This window comes from Frankia torreyi, assembly GCF_000948395.1.
GTDB classification, from domain to species: domain Bacteria; phylum Actinomycetota; class Actinomycetes; order Frankiales; family Frankiaceae; genus Frankia; species Frankia torreyi.
The window spans coordinates 1-15,708 of sequence record NZ_JYFN01000026.1; the positions used below are offsets into that span (position 1 = coordinate 1).

17 protein-coding genes are annotated in these 15,708 nt (G+C 72.3%); 9 read left to right on the forward strand and 8 right to left on the reverse strand.

Annotated features, from left to right (window positions below):
- Positions 1–259 (forward strand): transposase (locus FF36_RS16755; RefSeq protein ID WP_242422568.1); only part of this gene is annotated, 259 nt, incomplete at both ends.
- Positions 260–786: 527 nt separating this feature from the next.
- Here the strand turns inward: FF36_RS16755 and fdxA are convergent.
- Positions 787–1,122: a ferredoxin gene (gene fdxA, locus FF36_RS16760; protein WP_044886035.1), complete on the reverse strand. Its 336-nt coding sequence runs from the start codon at positions 1,120–1,122 to the stop codon at positions 787–789.
- A 420-nt stretch (positions 1,123–1,542) separates the two neighbouring features.
- Complete coding sequence (locus FF36_RS16765; RefSeq protein ID WP_044886036.1) at positions 1,543–2,400, reverse strand: SDR family oxidoreductase; 858 nt, start codon at positions 2,398–2,400, stop codon at positions 1,543–1,545.
- 107 nt (positions 2,401–2,507) lie between these two features.
- On the opposite strand from FF36_RS16765, the gene FF36_RS16770 reads away from it, so the two are divergent.
- The gene (locus FF36_RS16770) at positions 2,508–2,918 is read left to right on the forward strand and encodes a winged helix-turn-helix transcriptional regulator (protein ID WP_044886096.1); all 411 of its coding nucleotides are present in this window, start codon (positions 2,508–2,510) and stop codon (positions 2,916–2,918) included.
- Here the strand turns inward: FF36_RS16770 and FF36_RS38220 are convergent.
- Positions 2,875–3,645 carry a group III truncated hemoglobin gene (locus FF36_RS38220; protein ID WP_242422569.1) on the reverse strand — a complete coding sequence of 257 codons (771 nt, stop codon included), beginning with the start codon at positions 3,643–3,645 and terminating at the stop codon, positions 2,875–2,877. The genes FF36_RS16770 and FF36_RS38220 overlap by 44 nt on opposite strands.
- A 428-nt stretch (positions 3,646–4,073) precedes the next feature.
- On the opposite strand from FF36_RS38220, the gene FF36_RS16780 reads away from it, so the two are divergent.
- On the forward strand, positions 4,074–4,520 hold the full coding sequence (locus tag FF36_RS16780) for a response regulator (RefSeq protein ID WP_044886037.1): 447 nt from the start codon (positions 4,074–4,076) through the stop codon (positions 4,518–4,520).
- A 52-nt stretch (positions 4,521–4,572) separates the two neighbouring features.
- Here FF36_RS16780 and FF36_RS16785 read toward each other — a convergent pair whose 3' ends face one another.
- The 3 genes from FF36_RS16785 to FF36_RS16795 form a co-directional block, all read right to left on the reverse strand.
- Positions 4,573–5,277 (reverse strand): class I SAM-dependent DNA methyltransferase, encoded by a 705-nt coding sequence (locus FF36_RS16785; protein WP_044886038.1) that lies wholly within the window; start codon positions 5,275–5,277, stop codon positions 4,573–4,575.
- Positions 5,278–5,380: 103 nt separating this feature from the next.
- Complete coding sequence (locus tag FF36_RS16790) at positions 5,381–5,584, reverse strand: cold-shock protein (RefSeq protein WP_009741546.1); 204 nt, start codon at positions 5,582–5,584, stop codon at positions 5,381–5,383.
- A gap of 201 nt (positions 5,585–5,785) precedes the next feature.
- Positions 5,786–6,799: a LysR family transcriptional regulator gene (locus tag FF36_RS16795; RefSeq protein WP_044886039.1), complete on the reverse strand. Its 1,014-nt coding sequence runs from the start codon at positions 6,797–6,799 to the stop codon at positions 5,786–5,788.
- 237 nt (positions 6,800–7,036) lie between these two features.
- Between FF36_RS16795 and FF36_RS16800 the strand changes: the two genes are divergently transcribed.
- From FF36_RS16800 to FF36_RS16815, 4 genes are all read left to right on the forward strand, one after another.
- The gene (locus FF36_RS16800) at positions 7,037–7,792 is read left to right on the forward strand and encodes a CTP synthase C-terminal region-related (seleno)protein (protein ID WP_055867719.1); all 756 of its coding nucleotides are present in this window, start codon (positions 7,037–7,039) and stop codon (positions 7,790–7,792) included.
- Between the two features lie 147 nt (positions 7,793–7,939).
- On the forward strand, positions 7,940–8,686 hold the full coding sequence (locus FF36_RS16805; RefSeq protein ID WP_044886041.1) for an SRPBCC family protein: 747 nt from the start codon (positions 7,940–7,942) through the stop codon (positions 8,684–8,686).
- Positions 8,687–8,962: 276 nt separating this feature from the next.
- Positions 8,963–9,973 carry an adenosine deaminase gene (gene add, locus FF36_RS16810; protein WP_044886042.1) on the forward strand — a complete coding sequence of 337 codons (1,011 nt, stop codon included), beginning with the start codon at positions 8,963–8,965 and terminating at the stop codon, positions 9,971–9,973.
- 23 nt (positions 9,974–9,996) lie between these two features.
- The gene (locus FF36_RS16815) at positions 9,997–11,130 is read left to right on the forward strand and encodes a glycerate kinase (RefSeq protein WP_044886043.1); all 1,134 of its coding nucleotides are present in this window, start codon (positions 9,997–9,999) and stop codon (positions 11,128–11,130) included.
- 52 nt (positions 11,131–11,182) lie between these two features.
- On the opposite strand, the gene FF36_RS16820 is transcribed toward FF36_RS16815, so the two are convergent.
- Positions 11,183–11,983 (reverse strand): peptidoglycan recognition protein family protein, encoded by an 801-nt coding sequence (locus FF36_RS16820; RefSeq protein WP_044886044.1) that lies wholly within the window; start codon positions 11,981–11,983, stop codon positions 11,183–11,185.
- 386 nt (positions 11,984–12,369) lie between these two features.
- Between FF36_RS16820 and FF36_RS16825 the strand changes: the two genes are divergently transcribed.
- Together FF36_RS16825 and FF36_RS16830 are read left to right on the forward strand one after the other, a co-directional pair.
- The gene (locus FF36_RS16825) at positions 12,370–13,407 is read left to right on the forward strand and encodes a GNAT family N-acetyltransferase (protein ID WP_236705306.1); all 1,038 of its coding nucleotides are present in this window, start codon (positions 12,370–12,372) and stop codon (positions 13,405–13,407) included.
- 120 nt (positions 13,408–13,527) lie between these two features.
- Positions 13,528–14,151, forward strand: a complete 624-nt coding sequence (locus FF36_RS16830) for a hypothetical protein (RefSeq protein ID WP_044886045.1) — start codon at positions 13,528–13,530, stop codon at positions 14,149–14,151.
- A 71-nt stretch (positions 14,152–14,222) separates the two neighbouring features.
- On the opposite strand, the gene ahcY is transcribed toward FF36_RS16830, so the two are convergent.
- Positions 14,223–15,659 carry an adenosylhomocysteinase gene (ahcY, locus tag FF36_RS16835; RefSeq protein WP_044886046.1) on the reverse strand — a complete coding sequence of 479 codons (1,437 nt, stop codon included), beginning with the start codon at positions 15,657–15,659 and terminating at the stop codon, positions 14,223–14,225.
- Between the last annotated feature and the right edge of the window lie 49 nt (positions 15,660–15,708).

Sequence of the window (15,708 nt, forward strand, 5' to 3'; positions counted from 1 at the left end):
CCCCCACGCCGAGCGGGTGGTGCTGGTCATGGACAACCTCAATACCCACGGCATCGCCTCGCTCTACGAGGCCTTCGACCCCGCCGTCGCGTTCGCTCTCGCCGGGCGCCTCGAGATCCACCACACCCCCAAACACGGCTCCTGGCTCAACATCGCCGAGATCGAACTGGCCGCACTGACCCGCCAATGCCTCGACCGCCGCATCGACGACCTCGACGTGCTCAACACCGAACTCGCCGCCTGGCAGACAGCCGTCAACNCCGACCAGCGCCAAGTCCACTGGCACTTCACCACCGCCGACGCCCGCACCAAACTCCGCCACCTATACCCCAAACATTAGTGGCGACGGTCTACTAGCCTTTGGTGTGGCCTAGCCTTTGGTGTGGCCCAGCCTCTGGTGTGGCCCAGCCTTTTGTGTGCCCTCGGCGGTCTCCAGCCCGGTGCGTGCGGGGCCCGATGGTGGCACGACCGGATCGACCGTCCCAGAATGCCGCGCGGGAATACCGCGTCGGCCGACCCCGCATGGGGGAACCGGTCTGGGCGGGCAGCCGCGGGAAAGGCTGGAGTGGGAAAGGCTGGAGTGGGAAATCGGCGCCGTTCACGGCATTGTCTGCCGGCGGCGTCTCATGAAAATACCGCCGGTCGGCCGCTTCGCTGCGGCCGACCGGCGGCATGATGTGACGTTGAAAGGCCGGTGCCCGGACGGGGGTGGTCCTGAGCACCGGCCGTGGCCGGCGGTCCCGCTGACGCCGTGGCCGCGTCAGCCTTCGCCGGCGGCTTGTGCCGTCAGCGTCCGTACCCCGCGACGAAGGGGGTGTCGACCCTGATCGGGCCGATCCTTCCCGCGCCGCCCGGATCGCCGACGGGTGCATCCCGCCCAGGCAGGATGGTGGTGAAGAAGCGGGCCTCGTCCACCACGAACTCGGCTTCCGCCTGCGGTACCAGCCTGACACTCATGATCGCATCGACCGGACAGGCCGACTCGCACGCTCCGCAGTCGATGCACTCGTTCGGATTGATGTACAGCTTCCGCGCGCCCTCGTAGATGCAGTCGACAGGACATTCGCCCAGGCAGGCGGTATCCTTCACATCAATGCAGGCGGACGTGACGACAAACGTCATGAGTGCCTTCTTTGCCGGTCGCCGGGACGGGTCGAGTGTTGAAGGCGGGCCAGGCCTGCGGTGACCCGCGGATCGATGGTGGGCTCCGTCGTCGACCACGGAATCCGTACCACCGGAACCGGCCCGATTCTACGGTTCGGCCTTACTTGCGGCTTCCAGGAAAGCGTAACAGGAGGCCGGGCCGATTGGCGAGGACGGCTGTAAAGGGAGAGTAAACAAGTCGACTCGTACTCGGCGGTCGTCGATAGGAAGATCCCAGGACCCGGGAAAAACTTAAGGATAGGTTTTTCCTGGCCGCCTGGCCGCCTGGCCGCCTGGCCGCCTGGCCGGGCTCCCTGCCTATCCAGAGGGTTCCGCGCCCGATTCATCCCTCTGGACAAGCAGTCGGACCCCCGGCAGCGCCGGCGGGTCGCGGCGGAGTCAGACCTTGGCGGCGCGCACGGAGTCGGCCAGGCTGGTGGTCGGCCGGCCCAGCAGCCGCTGCAGGTCATCCGCGTCGACGTCGAGCGCACCGCCGCGGATCGACCCGTCGATGCCGGCGAACAGGGCCGCCGTCGCCTCGTCGAGCCCGACCTGGCCCAGCGTGGCGGCGAGCTCCTCCACCGTGACGTCGCGGTAGGTGACGGTGATGCCGGTGACCTCGGTGACCGTCGCGGCCAGCTCGGCGAGGGTGAACGGCGTGCCGCCGAACTCGTAGATCGCGTTCTCGTGCCCCGAGCTCGTCAGGACCTTCGCGATGCCCGCGGCGAAGTCGGCCCGGGAGGCGCCCCTGATCCGGCCGTCGCCCGCGGCACCCAGGATGAATCCCTGGCCCAGGTACTGGCCGAGCTGGGCGGTGTAGTTCTCGTGGTACCAGTTGATGCGCAGCACCGTGAACGGCACGCCCGCGGCCGCGAGCACCTCCTCGGTGGCCTTGTGCTCGGCGGCCAGGGACAGATCGGTGACGTCGGCCCGCGGCGCGCTGGTGTAGACGATCCACCCGACGCCGGCCGCCTTCGCCGCCTCGATCACGGCGGTGTGCTGGGCGACGCGCTGACCGAGCTCGCTGCCCGAGACGAGCAGCAGGGTGTCGACCCCCGCCAGGGCGGCAGGCAGGCTCGCCGGGTCCGAGTAGTCGCCCGCCCGGACCTGTACACCCCGTTCGGCGAGATCGGCGGCGCGGGCGGGCGTCCGTACGACCGCGACGATCGTGGACGGCTCGATCCCGGACTCGAGGAGCTCCTCGACGACGAGCCGGCCGAGGTGTCCCGTCGCGCCGGTGACGGCGATGGTGGTCATGGCTGTTCTCCCTGTCGGTTGCGGTTTCCTTTGGTAAGTACTAACTATCAGACAGCGCTAGTCCTCAGGCGGATCGTAGGCTTGTGACCATGTCTTCCGAGCGTGATATGGCGGTGGGCGAGCCGTGTCCCGGGGAGATCGGGCCCAGCGACGAGCTCATCAGCGACGTCTTCGCCCGGGGATGCAGCTCGCGGGCGGCGCTGGAGGACGTGGGGTCCAAATGGGGGATGCTCGCCATGCTCGCGCTGGGCGAGGGTAGCTACCGGTTCAATGCGCTGCGTCGCCGCGTCGAGGGCGTCAGCGAGAAGATGCTCTCCAGGACGCTGCAGGTCCTGGAGCGCGACGGACTGGTGATCCGCGAGGTGGTCAGCACGATCCCGGCGCGGGTCGAGTACTCGCTGACCCCACTGGGCGGCCGGGTCGCGGGGCAGTTGCGCGCCCTCGCGGACCTGTTCGAGGCGTCGGCGGTCGAGATCAGCCGGGCTCGGACGGCCTACGACGACGACCGGAGGCCGTGACGGAGGCCGTGACGGCGGGGGAGCCGGCGGGGGCGGCCGTCCCGGACGCAGTCGGGACGTCGGCGAGGCGGCGGCCCATCGAATCGGCGATCCGGCTGGCCTGGAGCTTGGCGCGGTCCGCGTGGGGACCGCTGTGCAGATCGTCGACGGTGGCCGTCCACAGCTCCAGCCAGCGGGCGAACAGCTCCGGCGTGAGCGGGACACGGGCGTGCAGCTCGGCGTGCACCCCGAAGGCGTTGCGCCGGTAGGTGCCGGCCCGGAAGATCACCGCCTGCCAGAAGTCGCAGATCACCGGCAGGTGCGCGGGCAGGTCGAGCCGCGCGACATCGACGAAGACGGGGCCGAGCTGCGGATCGGCGAACGCCCGCCGGTAGAACTCCGTCACCAGCACCGCGATGTCCGCCCGCCCGCCGATGTCCGCCCGCCCGCCGATGTCCGCCCGCCCGCCGATGTCCGCCCGCCCGCCGATGTCCGCCCGCCCGCCGATGTCCGCCCGACTGGCGGTGTCCGCCCGGCTGGTGGTGTTCTGCTGGTTGGTGCCGTTCTGCTGGTCGGCTCCGGCGGGGTCGCCCAGCGCGGAGCCGGCCGTGGCGTCCGTGCTGACCTCCAGGGGCTGCGAGCCGTCCGCGGGACCAACTGGTGCTCGGCGGGGTTCCGCGCCGGGCCGGGCGTCGGCTTCGTCTGCGGGTTCTGGTCGGGGCCGCTCGGGAACGAGTCGTGCCCGCATACCGAGGCTACGTCTCGTCGGGCGGCAGAGCCGCTACCCTCCACCGGGAGTGCCGGAGCCATGCCCCGACCGGGGTGGTCGGTCATGATATTCATCACATCGCCGGTGGCGACCGCCTTCGATGGGCGCACAGCGACGGGGTTGTCGCTGACATGGTGGGCGACAGGTCATCTCAATGGGCGTACCGTCAGACAACCCGCAATTCGGAGCCCGTGTTCGGGCTTCCGGTCGACGGCTCTCCTTCGGTTGCTCTCGACGAGGTTGCCGACCGACGCCCCATCCCGCGGTGCGCGCATCGACCGCGGCTGTCGCTCCTGCCCGTGACCCGCCCGCCCGACGGCAGCCCGATCCCTCGGGACCGCCGTACGCCCCCGCCTTCACCGCCGGCTGACCGCGTCGCGGGTCGGCCACACATCCTGAGGTGCAAGATGACGACGAGTCTGCCCGTCAACTCGTTCGACGTGCTGCTGGTCGAGGACGACCCGGGGGACGTCCTCATGACCCGCGAGGCGTTCGCCGACGATCGGATCAACGGCCGGTTGCACGTCGTGAACGACGGCATCGAGGCTATGGCCTTCCTGCGGCGCGAGGCGCCGTTCACCGACGTCCCCACCGCGGACCTGGTCCTGCTCGACCTCAACCTGCCCCGCCGCAACGGCATCGAGGTGCTGGCGGAGATCAAGGCCGATGCGGAACTGCGCCGCATCCCCGTCGTGGTGCTCACGACGTCGGACGCGGCCGAGGACATCCTGCGCAGCTACAACCTGTACGCCAACGCTTACGTCACGAAGTCGGTCGACTTCGATCGGTTCGTCGACGACGTGCGCTTCATCGACGACTTCTTCATCACGGTCGTCCGCCTGCCTCGCCGCTGAGCGCTGAGCCCCGGCGCCACCCCAGGTCCCGGCACTACTCCAGGTCCCGGCACTACTCCGGGTCCCGGTGCCACACCAGGGCGAGGGCGAACGGGTGCCCGCGGAAACGTCCCCACTTGGGCTTGGCGGCGAGCCAGGAGTCGTCGACGACGTTCTCCCGCATCTCCGCCAGCGCCCAGCCCGTGCCCAGACCCGCCTCGATCTGGTCGCTGACCAGGTGGACATGGGTGATGATCGCCCGCTGCGCGCCGCTGCCATCGGCGTAGTGGGTCGGCATGCCGGAGGTCATGATGAAGTGCGGGTGGAAGGCGACGAGGACGAACAGGCCGCCGGGCCGGGCCAGTCGGGCCGCCTCGGCGTAGAGCGGGACAAGCCCGGGCAGGTGCTCATCCATCAGGCAGGCCACGATGAGGTCGTAGCTGGCCGAGGGCAGGCCGGTCGCGGTCGCGTCCGCCTCGATCAGCCGGTCGTGCGCGCCTCGCTGCGCGGCGAGCGCCAGCATTCCCGGCGTCAGGTCCACGCCGTCGACGGCCGCGACCCCGCGGGCGCGCAGCCAGGCGCCGGTGCGGCCGGTGCCGCAGCCCAGGTCCGCCGCCCGCGCGGCCTGTGCCCACGCCGGCTGGCGAAGTCGGTCCAGCAGCGCGAGGTCCATGAAGTCCTCGACCGTCCGCTCATAGCTGGCTGACCACTGTTCGTAGCCGGTCCGGACGTCCACGGTCGGGTATCCGCGCAGGTCGAACTGCGAGAAGGAGGACATCGGCGAAGTATCACCGGATGAGACCCGGCCCACAACGCAGTTTCGGCGCGTGGCTCCTGGGGTGGAGCCACGCGCCGAACGCAAAGCTGGGGGTGGTGCGACCTTAGGCGGGAGTCACGTTGTCCGCCTGCGGTCCCTTCTGGCCCTGCACGATCTCGAACTGGACGCTCTGGCCCTCATCCAGGGACTTGTAGCCGTCCGCCACGATCGAGGAGTAGTGGACGAACACGTCCGGGCCGCCACCGTCGACGGAGATGAATCCGAAGCCCTTCTCCGCGTTGAACCACTTGACGGTACCCTGCGCCACGATACTTTCTCCTTGCCGCGCTCCCGGTAGGCGTCCTTCGCGTACCGGCCTCGCACCAGACCCCGATCGGTTCCGTGGTCCGGTCGTGCCGTTCTCCCGCGTAGGTCACGCACCGAGAAACAAGCAACACCTCCAGCCTACCCCCCGCTCGGCTCGGCGCGCTGGACCAGCGCCGGACTTGCTGCGGTCCGAGCCCGGCCGTCACCCGTCGAGCGCCCGGGACAGCGCCAGAACCGCAGGTCCGGGTTGCCCGGTCCAGAGCTGCTCAGTGCGGAACTCCGGGGCGGGCCCGAGCAGCGGCACGCCGATCGGGTCCGCCCGGACGGTACCCGAGCCGTCGTCACCGCCGTGCGTGTCGCAGTCGTCCGTGTCGGGGGCGTCCGTGTCGGGGACGTGCGTGTCGGGGACGTCGCCGCCGGCCGGACCGGGCAGCCGGCCGGGGGAGAGCAGGCGGCCGGGGGAGAGCAGGCGGTGGGGAAGCATCCCGAGGCCGTGGCCGGCGGCGACCAGCGCCAGCAGGCCCGCGACGTCCGCGCCGTCATAGCGCAGGTGTGCCCGGAACCGCAGCTCCCCGGTCACGACCCGAAGATCGGCCACCGCGTTCGCCACCTCGGGTGCGTCGATCCACCGGGCGTCGACGAGGTCGGCCAACCGCAGCCCGGTGCGCCGGGCGAACGGGTGCCTGCGGGGGAGGACCACGGCGGCCGGATCCGCGGCGATCCCGACCGCCCGAACGGGCCCCACATCGGGTAGCCGCAACGGGTCGCCGGAGGTGGCCAGCCCGACGGCGAGGCCGAGATCGAACTCGCCCCGGGCCACGCCGTTCGCCACCGTCGCGGTGCCGGCGACGACAATGCGGACGTCCAGCCGGGGCCGGCTGGCCAGGACGTCGGCGAGGACCGGTGCGAGCCGGTCGGCGGCCAGCGCATGGGTGGCGACCGTCAGCCGTTCGCTTGGCGCGCCGGCGGTGCGCATGACGTCGGTGCGCGCGGCGGCCAGGCGCAGCAGCAGGGGGCCGGCATGCTCCAGCAGGCGGGCGCCGGCCTCCGTGACGCCGACGGGCCGGCGGTGCAGCAGCGCGACGCCGAGGTCGGCCTCCAGCGCCGCGATCTGCTGCGAGACGGCGGACTGCGTGTAGCCCAGCTCGCGGGCGGCGGCCGAGAACGACCCCGCCGTGGCGACGCCGACGAACGTGCGGAGCTGTTGAGGATCCACGGCATCAGTCTTGCTTATGCCCGATACACCGATAATCGTTGGACCTGAACTTGGGGGCACACCGACGATCGACGCATGACCTCCAGCGCCGCCGTGACGCCGTCCGCCCCCGTCGCATCGGCCGTACCCGTCGCGCCCTCAGTACCCGTCGCGCCCTCAGTACCCGTCGCGCCCTCAGCACCCGTGACGCCCTCAGCACCCGTGACGCCCTCAGCACCCGTGACGCCCTCAGCACCCGTGACGCCCTCAGCACCTCACGCGCGCGTAGCGCTGGTCGGCGACCGCAGCGCCGAGATCGCTGCGCATGGCCGCATCCCCGACCTGCTCGACGCGCTGCGCCGGCGAGACGGCCTGCCGGTGGACGCCTACTGGATCCCGACCGACGAGGTGATGGCCGCGGGGCCGCTCGACGGATTCGACGGTATCTGGCTCGTGCCCGGCAGCCCGTATGCCAGCGAGGCGGGCGCGCTCGCGGCGGTCCGCACGGCCCGGGAGCGGGGCATTCCCTTCCTCGGGACCTGCGGCGGCCTCCAGCACGTCGTGCTGGAGTTCGCCCGCTCGGTGTGCGGCTTCGCCGACGCCGCGCACGCCGAGGTCGACCCCGACGCGCCCCACCCGCTGATCGTGCCGATCGCCTGCGCCCTGAACGGTCACGAGGGCGCCGTCCGGATCACCCGCGACTCCCTCGCCGAACGGGTCATCGGCGCTGACCGCACGGTCGAGCGGTACTACTGCTCATACGGGATCAACCCGGACCACGTCGGCCTGCTGCTCGCCCACGGCCTGCGGTTCAGCGGGGTGGACGAGTCCGGCGACGTCCGCGTTCTCGAGCTGCCCGGCCATCCCTTCTTCCTGGCGACGCTGTTCCAGCCCGAGCTCGGCTCGGATGCCAGCCGCCCGCACCCGGTCATCCGCGGCTTCGCGGAGGCCGCGGTCGCGATGGCCGCGGCCCGGCGAGCGTCGACGCGGGCCGCGCTTCGATCGCTCGGCTGAGCCGGCGGCGCCGCCTCACCGGCCCAGCGTGCTCATGTCCCGCGCAGTCGCGGTGCTCCGTCCCCACTGTCCTGCGCGCAGGTGTGTTAGGGGCTGGCGGCTGGGGATGAGCGTTGCATCCGACACCGAAGTCAGCCGGGAGGAAACATGGCGAGCACGGTACAGGAATCGATCGAGGTCCACGTCCCGATTCGCACCGCCTACAACCAGTGGACGCAGTTCGAGTCCTTCCCGAACTTCATGGACGGTGTCGAGTCCATCGCGCAGCTCGACAACACCCACACCCACTGGAAGGTGAAGGTCGGCGGGCAGGAGCGAGAGTTCGACGCCACGATCACCGAGCAGCTACCCGACGAGCGGGTGGCGTGGAAGAGCACCGAGGGCGCCTCGCACGCCGGCGTGGTGACCTTCCACCGGCTCGCGGACGACGAGACCCGGGTGACGGTCCAGATGGACTGGCAGCCCGAGGGGTTCGCAGAGAAGGCGGGCGCCGCCATCGGGGCGGACGACCGGCGGGTCAAGGCCGACCTCAAGCGGTTCAAGTCGTTCATCGAGCACAACCAGAGCGAGACCGGCGGCTGGCGCGGCGAGGTGCCCCGGCCCGACGCCGCCGGGCCCGCCGGCAACGCGGGTGACCCCCGTGTGGGCCGGACGCCGGGTGACACGTCCTTCGGCGCTCCGGGCACCCCCGGCTCGGCCGGTTCGTCGGGCTTCCCCGGCTCGGGCGGTTCGACGGGCGCTCCCGGCTCGGGTGGTGCTCCCGGCTCGGGTGGTGCTTCGGGCGCTCCCGGCACCGGTGGCGCGCCGTACACCCCCGGTTCGGGCGGCGCGGCCGGTGGCCCGGCCTCCGGCGCCCAGAACCGGACCCCGGGGAGCCCCGCCGGCGGCTGGTAAGCGCGGCTGAACGGAGCACGACGAGCGGCGCGGCCGGTCCGACATCGGGCCGGCCGCGCCGCTTCCCTTCCTCCCCTCTGCACGTCGCCCGGCGCCGTCCGCAGGCCGGGAGGTGACAGGGAGGTAACAAGCCTCCACCAACCGGACACGGTCCCGCGGGGCCGGCATAGGTTTCGATCCACCGACCCCGCCGGCATGTGATAGTCCGGACGCCGGGGACGGCGTCAAACCGTGCCGCGAGGGCGTGAAGCCGTGCCGCGAGGAGGAAGAACGTCGATGCGGGACCTCCGCTGCCTGCCCAAGGGGCATCTGCACCTGCACTTCGAGCTGGGAATGCGGCCGTCGACGCTCGCCGATCTGGCCGCCGCCGCGGGCATTCCGACCCCCCGGACCGGGGGATTCACGGAGTTCGGCGGCTTCAGCGACGTGATCGGCGGGATCCTGCCGGTCTTCCGCCGCCCGGCGGACTTCGAGCGACTCGTCGACGAGATGGTCAGCGACGCGGCCGACGAGGGCGTCGTGTACCTCGAGCCCAGCTTCTGGCCGTATGCCCACCTGGGTGTCTTCGGCAGCGCCGAGGCCGCCTGGGAGACCGTGCTGGCCCGATCGGAGGAGGCGGGCGCGCGGAACGGGGTGACGGTCCGCTGGATGGCCGCGGTGGACCGCGTCTACGACTCCCCCGAACAGGCGGTGGAGGTGGCCCGCACCGCACTGCGCCACGCCGACCGGGGCGTCGTCGGTCTCGGGCTGCACAACGACGAGAACGGCTGGCCACCGGAGCCGTTCGTGGCGGCGTTCCGGGTAGCCCGGGAGGGCGGGCTGCTGTCGACCCCGCACGCCGGCGAGCTCGACGGTCCGGAGTCGGTGCGCGGCGCCGTCGAGGCCCTCGGCGCCGACCGCCTGCAGCACGGCATCCGGGCGATCGAGGACCCGGCACTCGTCGACGACCTGCTCGACCGGGGCACGTGCCTGGACGTCTGTCCCACCTCCAACCTGCTGCTGTCGGTCGTGCCGTCCATGGCCGAGCACCCGCTGCCGGCGCTGCTGCGCGCCGGGGTGCGCTGCTCCATCAACGCCGACGACCCGCTGCTGTTCGGGCCCACCTGCCTGGAGGAATACGAGCTGTGCCGCCGCGAGCTCGGCCTGTCCGACGAGGAGCTGGCGGCCTGCGCGCGTAGCTCGGTGCTCGCCGGCGCGGCCCCGGAGCCGGTGCGGGCGGCGGCCCTGGCCGCCATCGATGCCTGGCTCGCGACACCGGCTCCGCTGACCACTCCGGCCGCCGGCTGAGCCGGGCAGACGAGGACGGCGCGGTGCGCCCGGTGGTCGGAACCGGATCGGCGGCGGGTGACCGGCCGCGGCGGGTGGTCATCGCCCCCGACTCGTTCAAGGGTTCGGCGACCGCGACGGAGGTCGCCGCGGCGCTCGGGGACGGCTGGCGCTCGCGCCGGCCGCGCGACGAGATCGTGACGCTGCCGATCGCCGACGGCGGCGAGGGCACCCTCGACGTCTTCGCCGCCGCCGTGCCCGACTCGGTGCGCCACCCGGTGCGCGTGACCGGCCCGGACGGGCGCCCGCACGACGCCGAATGGCTGGCGCTGCCGGGCGACGTGGCCGTGGTCGAACTCGCGCGGGCGAGTGGCCTGCCGCTCATGCTGGCTCCGGACCCGCTGCGGGCGCAGACCATCGGCCTCGGTGAGGCGCTGCGGGCCGCCCTGGCCGGCGGGGCCCAACGAATCCTGGTCGCGCTGGGCGGTTCGGCCTCCACCGACGGCGGTACCGGTGCCCTCGCCGCCCTGGGGGCTCGCTTCCTCGACGCGCGTGGGGCGGTGCTGCCACCGGGTGGGGGTGCCCTGACGGGGTTGGCCCGGGTGGAGCTGGCAGGCCTGCGGCCCCCGCCGTCCGGGGGGGTGCGCTGTCTGGTCGACGTGGACGCCCCCCTGCTGGGCCCCGCGGGCGCGGCAGAGGTGTTCGGGCCGCAGAAGGGGGCGGGCCCCACCGACGTCGACCTGCTCGCGGCCGGGCTGCGGCGGCTGGCCGAGGTGCTCGGCGGTGAACCGACGGCCCCGGGGGCGGGCGCGGCCGGCGGCACCGCCTACGGCCTCGCCGCGGCCTGGGGCGCCGACCTGGTGCCGGGTGTCCAGACAATCACCGAGGCGGCCGGGCTGCCGGCCGCCCTCGCCGGGGCCGGGTGGGTGGTGACCGGCGAGGGCCGGTTCGACCGGACGTCCCTGGCAGGCAAGGTGGTGGGCGGGGTGCTGGCCCTGGCCCGGGCGGCGGGTGTGCCGGTGCTCCTGGCCGCGGGCCAGGTGGATGCCCCCCGTCCGGAGGGGGCCATCGCCGAGGTCGCCCTGGCCCGGTTGGCGGGCGGTGCGCAGGCGGCGATGGCCGAGCCGTTGCGCTGGCTGCGCGCGGCCGGCGCGGAGCTCGCCAGCCGGGCTGGCTGACGTCGCAACGGGGATGCGCCGGGCGGGCCGGGCGGGACGGCGTCAGACGGCGTCAGACGGCACGGTTCATCCCGGTGAGGACGTAGCCGATCTTGCGCCAGGTGTTCGCTCCGCAGATGCCGTCATCGGGGATGCGGCCGAACCACGGGGAGGCGTAGCGCTGCAGTGAGGCCACCCGCGCGGTGGTGCGTGGCCCGTACTCGCCATCCGGATTGATCCGGTTGGGATCGCCGGTCGGCGCCTCGTGGCCGAAGATGATGTTCAGCGCGTTCTGGAGCTCCACGACGTCCGCGCCGCGGGCGCCCTCGCGCAGCGTCGGCCGGCCGGCGTACCGGTCGCGGGGGTCGGACGACACACCGCGACCGTTACCGAGCGCGAGCGCGAGGATGTCGCTGCGGCGTGCCGCTCGGCGGTCGCCGGGGCAGGTGTGCCCGCCCCATGCCTGCCCGCCCATCCGGTGGGTGCCGAGGCCATATCCGTTCGGCGAGTCGGCGATCTCCCCTTTCCAGCCGAACTCCCGCATCCCCCAGCCAAACAGCTCGGCCAGTCTGGTGATTTGTGCCGGTGTGTAGTCCTCGGTGTCGTAACCTTCGCATTCGCAGGAGATCCAGTACGGATTCCCGGCCGCCTGCGCCCAGGCCCGCTGATCGAACGGAACATACTGCTCGAAGTCGCCGTTCCTGGACAGCCAGAGATGGGAGCTGACCTGGCTGGCGGCGTTGTCGAACCAGCCGAACAGCGAGCCGGTGCCGACCTGGACGTGCGCGATGAGTCCGCGGGTCGGCTGGATCATCGTGCCGGACGTGTTCCGCACCGGCCGCAGTCGGGCGGGGGGGTAGAGGGTCGGCGCCATCGTCAGCGGCCCTCCCGTGCGCACACGTCGTCACGACAGGTCCCCGTCTGGAAAATCACGATTCCGGGCCGCTTCCTCTTCGTGCGGTTGATAGTCGGTGTCGACCAAGGATGGCCGGTCCCGACCGGTACAGTCCTGCTTTCTACTCGGAGCGCCGAGATGGTCGCGATGCCGGGTCTGGTGTTGTCGGTCCGTGTCGGGCAGGATGCCCGGACGTACCGCCCCCGGAAACCTCCGCGCCCACGCACCGGCGGCATCCGGCGCCGGATCGCCTCGTTCGGGGGCTCGGGTCCGGACTCATCTGCCGGCCGTCGGCCGGCCCGGCGCCTAGACTGCCGGCCTATGTCCGGATCCGGCCTGTGTCTCCCCCGATCGGACCAGTGGCGGTGAGCGGGCGCTCCGGCGACGCCGCCGTCACCGTGGTCGCGGGGACGCCCCCGCGCACCGCGCTCGACCTGCGGTACGAGGTCTTCGTCCGAGAGCAGGGCGTGCCGCCGGAGCTGGAGTACGACGGCCTCGACGCCACCGCGGACCACGCCGTCGTGCTCGATGGCGACGGTCGGGCGGTGGCCACGGCTCGCCTGCTCGATCCGGGGCCCCGCGAGCCGGACGCGGAGCCGGCGGGGGTCATCGGGCGGGTCGCCGTCTCCGCCGCCTGGCGCGGCCGGGGCCTGGGTCGGCTGGTCACCGCGGCCCTGGAGGGACGGGCAGGGGAGCGCGGACTGCCGGCCGTGGAGCTGCACGCCCAGACGAGGGTGGCGGACTTCTACACCCGCCAGGGGTACCGGTCGATCGGCGAACCCGACGTCGAGGCGGGCATCGAACACGTGTGGATGCGCCGCGAGCTGCTTCCCGGCCTGCGGCGGGCGCGGGACTCCGACGCCGCCGCCCTCCAGGACCTGATCGCGACCGCCTGGGCGGAGTACCCGGGCTGCGTCCTCGACGTGGACGCCGAGGAGCCATGGCTGCGGGCCCCCGGGTCGGCCCATGCGGCCGGCGCGGGGGAGCCCGCTCGGGCCCTGTGGGTGGTCCAGGCGGACCCCGCCGATCCGATCGGGGCGGCGGGACCGGCCGGCGGGCTGCTGGCCAGCGTGGCGGTGTGGGCCCGACCGATGGCGAATCTTGCGGCGGCGGCCGAGCTGAAGACGCTGTACGTGTCGGCCCTCGTCCGCCGCCGAGGACTCGGTTCGGCCCTGGTGCGCCGCGCCGAACGGGAGGCCCGGCGGTGGGAGGCGCGGCAGATGCGGCTGTGGACGGACACGAGGTTCACCGACGCTCACCGGTTGTACCGGCGGCTGGGCTATCGGGCGACCGGGCACAGCCGCGACCTGCACGACCTCTCGGCGACGACCGAAATCGAGTTCCATCGCCCGCTGCCGGGGGCGAACGAAATCCCAACGTCCCGCCAACTCTCGCTATCCTGACGGGCGCGTGCTGTTTTATTTACGGGAATCCCGGACCAAATGGTGGAACGGGTGTTCCGATCCCGCGCAGACGGCTCGTCCGACGGTCGTTCGCGGCCGGGGTCGACAAGGAGGCATTCAATGCCGTATGCCGCAGCCTCGCGACGGCGGGCCGGGCAGCCGATGCCCGCCCCCGCGGGGGGCCCTCCCGCTCCCGGCGACGACCACCCACCGGCCCGGCCCACCGCGCGCCGGCGGGGCCGATGCCTGCGCGGATCCCGGCCGGCCCGAACGACCCTCGCGGCGGCCGGCGCCACGATCGCCCTGACCGGGCTGTTCGCCGTGGCCGACGCCGGGGCCGCCCGCGCCGGCGGCGTGGTCTGGGCGAGCTGCCCGTCCGGCCAGGTCAGCGAGGTCAGCGTGCCCGCGTCGGACGGGGCGCCGGCGACCGGCGCGACCTGGCTCGAGGCCGGCTACTACGCCCACATCGCGACGTTCTGGCGGCCGGCGACGGCGCTGCTGTGCCGGACCGAGGCTGGCCGCGGGGTCGACGCGGGCGAGCCCACGTTCCGCTTCGAGCATCAGGGCTGCCCGGGCGGCGAGGCGACCTTCGGTGTGCCGCGCCCCGCCGCCGCCGGCGGCGGCAGCGGCGCCGACGGGCCGCCGGTGACCTGGGGGACCTACCTGCCGGACGGCTGGTACGACCTGGGCGACACCAGCGACCCGGCGTGGACGTCGGTCTGCTGGTCGTCCTTCCAGCGCTGACGGCCGCATCCCGGCGGGGGCCCTGATCTTCTCCCGGTGGAGAGGGCCCCCGGCAGGGATGGCCGCCGGTACTAGTAGCGGTAGTGGTCGGCCTTGTACGGACCCTCGACGGGCACGCCGATGTAGTCCGCCTGCTGCTTGGTCAGCTCGGTGAGCTTCACGCCGAGCGCGTCGAGGTGGAGCCGGGCGACCTTCTCGTCGAGGTGCTTGGGCAGCACGTAGACGCCGACCGGGTAGCTCTCGGTCTTGGTGAACAGCTCGATCTGCGCGATCACCTGGTTGGTGAAGCTGTTCGACATCACGAAGCTCGGGTGACCGGTCGCGCAGCCGAGGTTCATCAGCCGGCCCTCGGCGAGCACGATGATCGAGTGGCCGTCCGGGAACACCCACTCGTCGACCTGCGGCTTGATGTTGATCTTTTCGATGCCGACGGTCTTCGTCAGGCCGGCCATGTCGATCTCGTTGTCGAAGTGTCCGATGTTCGACACGATCGCCTGGTGCTTCATCGCGGCCATGTGCTCGGCGGTGATGATGTTGAAGTTGCCGGTGGTGGAGACGAAGATGTCGGCGATCCCGACGACGTCCTCGAGCACGGTCACCTGGAAGCCGTCCATCGCGGCCTGCAGCGCGCAGATCGGGTCGATCTCGGTGACGATGACCCGGGCGCCCTGGCCGCGCAGCGCGTCCGCGCAGCCCTTGCCGACGTCGCCGTAGCCGCAGACCACGGCGACCTTCCCGCCGATGAGCACGTCGGTCGCGCGGTTGAGGCCGTCGATGACCGAGTGCCGACAGCCGTACTTGTTGTCGAACTTCGACTTCGTCACCGAGTCGTTGACGTTGATCGCCGGGAAGGCGAGCGTGCCGGCCTTGGCCATCTCGTAGAGACGGTGCACGCCGGTGGTGGTCTCCTCGGTGACGCCCTTGATGTTCTGCGCCGTCTCGGTCCAGCGACCGGGCTTCTCGGCAATGGTGCGGCGCAGCGTCTCCAGGACGATCGCGTACTCCTCGCTGTCCGAGGGGTCGGTCGCCGGGACCGCGCCGGCCGTCTCGAACTGCGCGCCCTTGTGGACGAGCAGGGTCGCGTCGCCGCCGTCGTCGAGGATCATGTTCGGCGCGCCGCCGTCCGGCCAGGCCAGTGCCTGGTCGGTGCACCACCAGTACTCCTCGAGGGTCTCGCCCTTCCAGGCGAAGACCGGCACGCCCTGCGGGTCGTCCTTGGTGCCGTTCGGCCCGACGACGATCGCGGCGGCCGCGTGGTCCTGGGTGGAGAAGATGTTGCAGGAGACCCAGCGGACGTCGGCGCCGAGCGCCACCAGGGTCTCGATGAGGACCGCGGTCTGGATCGTCATGTGCAGGGAGCCCATGATGCGGGCGCCCCGCAACGGCTGGCTGGCCGCGTACTCCGCCCGGGTGGCCATCAGGCCGGGCATCTCGTGCTCGGCAAGACGGATCTCCTTGCGGCCGAACTCGGCCAACGCGAGATCCGCGACCTTGAAGTCGAAACTCATGCCTTCTCCTTCGACGCTCGGGCGGCTGCCGAGCCTGGGTGGCGGGTGC

Bases quoted from the DNA above. Each gene is read 5' to 3' on its own strand.
- fdxA (WP_044886035.1), bottom strand. From the start codon at position 1,122: ATGACGTTTGTCGTCACGTCCGCCTGCATTGATGTGAAGGATACCGCC.
- FF36_RS16820 (WP_044886044.1), bottom strand. From the start codon at position 11,983: ATGGCGCCGACCCTCTACCCCCCCGCCCGACTGCGGCCGGTGCGGAAC.
- FF36_RS16765 (WP_044886036.1), bottom strand. From the start codon at position 2,400: ATGACCACCATCGCCGTCACCGGCGCGACGGGACACCTCGGCCGGCTC.
- FF36_RS16785 (WP_044886038.1), bottom strand. From the start codon at position 5,277: ATGTCCTCCTTCTCGCAGTTCGACCTGCGCGGATACCCGACCGTGGAC.
- FF36_RS16770 (WP_044886096.1), top strand. From the start codon at position 2,508: ATGGCGGTGGGCGAGCCGTGTCCCGGGGAGATCGGGCCCAGCGACGAG.
- FF36_RS16830 (WP_044886045.1), top strand. From the start codon at position 13,528: ATGCCGTATGCCGCAGCCTCGCGACGGCGGGCCGGGCAGCCGATGCCC.
- FF36_RS38220 (WP_242422569.1), bottom strand. From the start codon at position 3,645: ATGCGGGCACGACTCGTTCCCGAGCGGCCCCGACCAGAACCCGCAGAC.
- FF36_RS16805 (WP_044886041.1), top strand. From the start codon at position 7,940: ATGGCGAGCACGGTACAGGAATCGATCGAGGTCCACGTCCCGATTCGC.
- FF36_RS16780 (WP_044886037.1), top strand. From the start codon at position 4,074: ATGACGACGAGTCTGCCCGTCAACTCGTTCGACGTGCTGCTGGTCGAG.
- ahcY (WP_044886046.1), bottom strand. From the start codon at position 15,659: ATGAGTTTCGACTTCAAGGTCGCGGATCTCGCGTTGGCCGAGTTCGGC.
- add (WP_044886042.1), top strand. From the start codon at position 8,963: ATGCGGGACCTCCGCTGCCTGCCCAAGGGGCATCTGCACCTGCACTTC.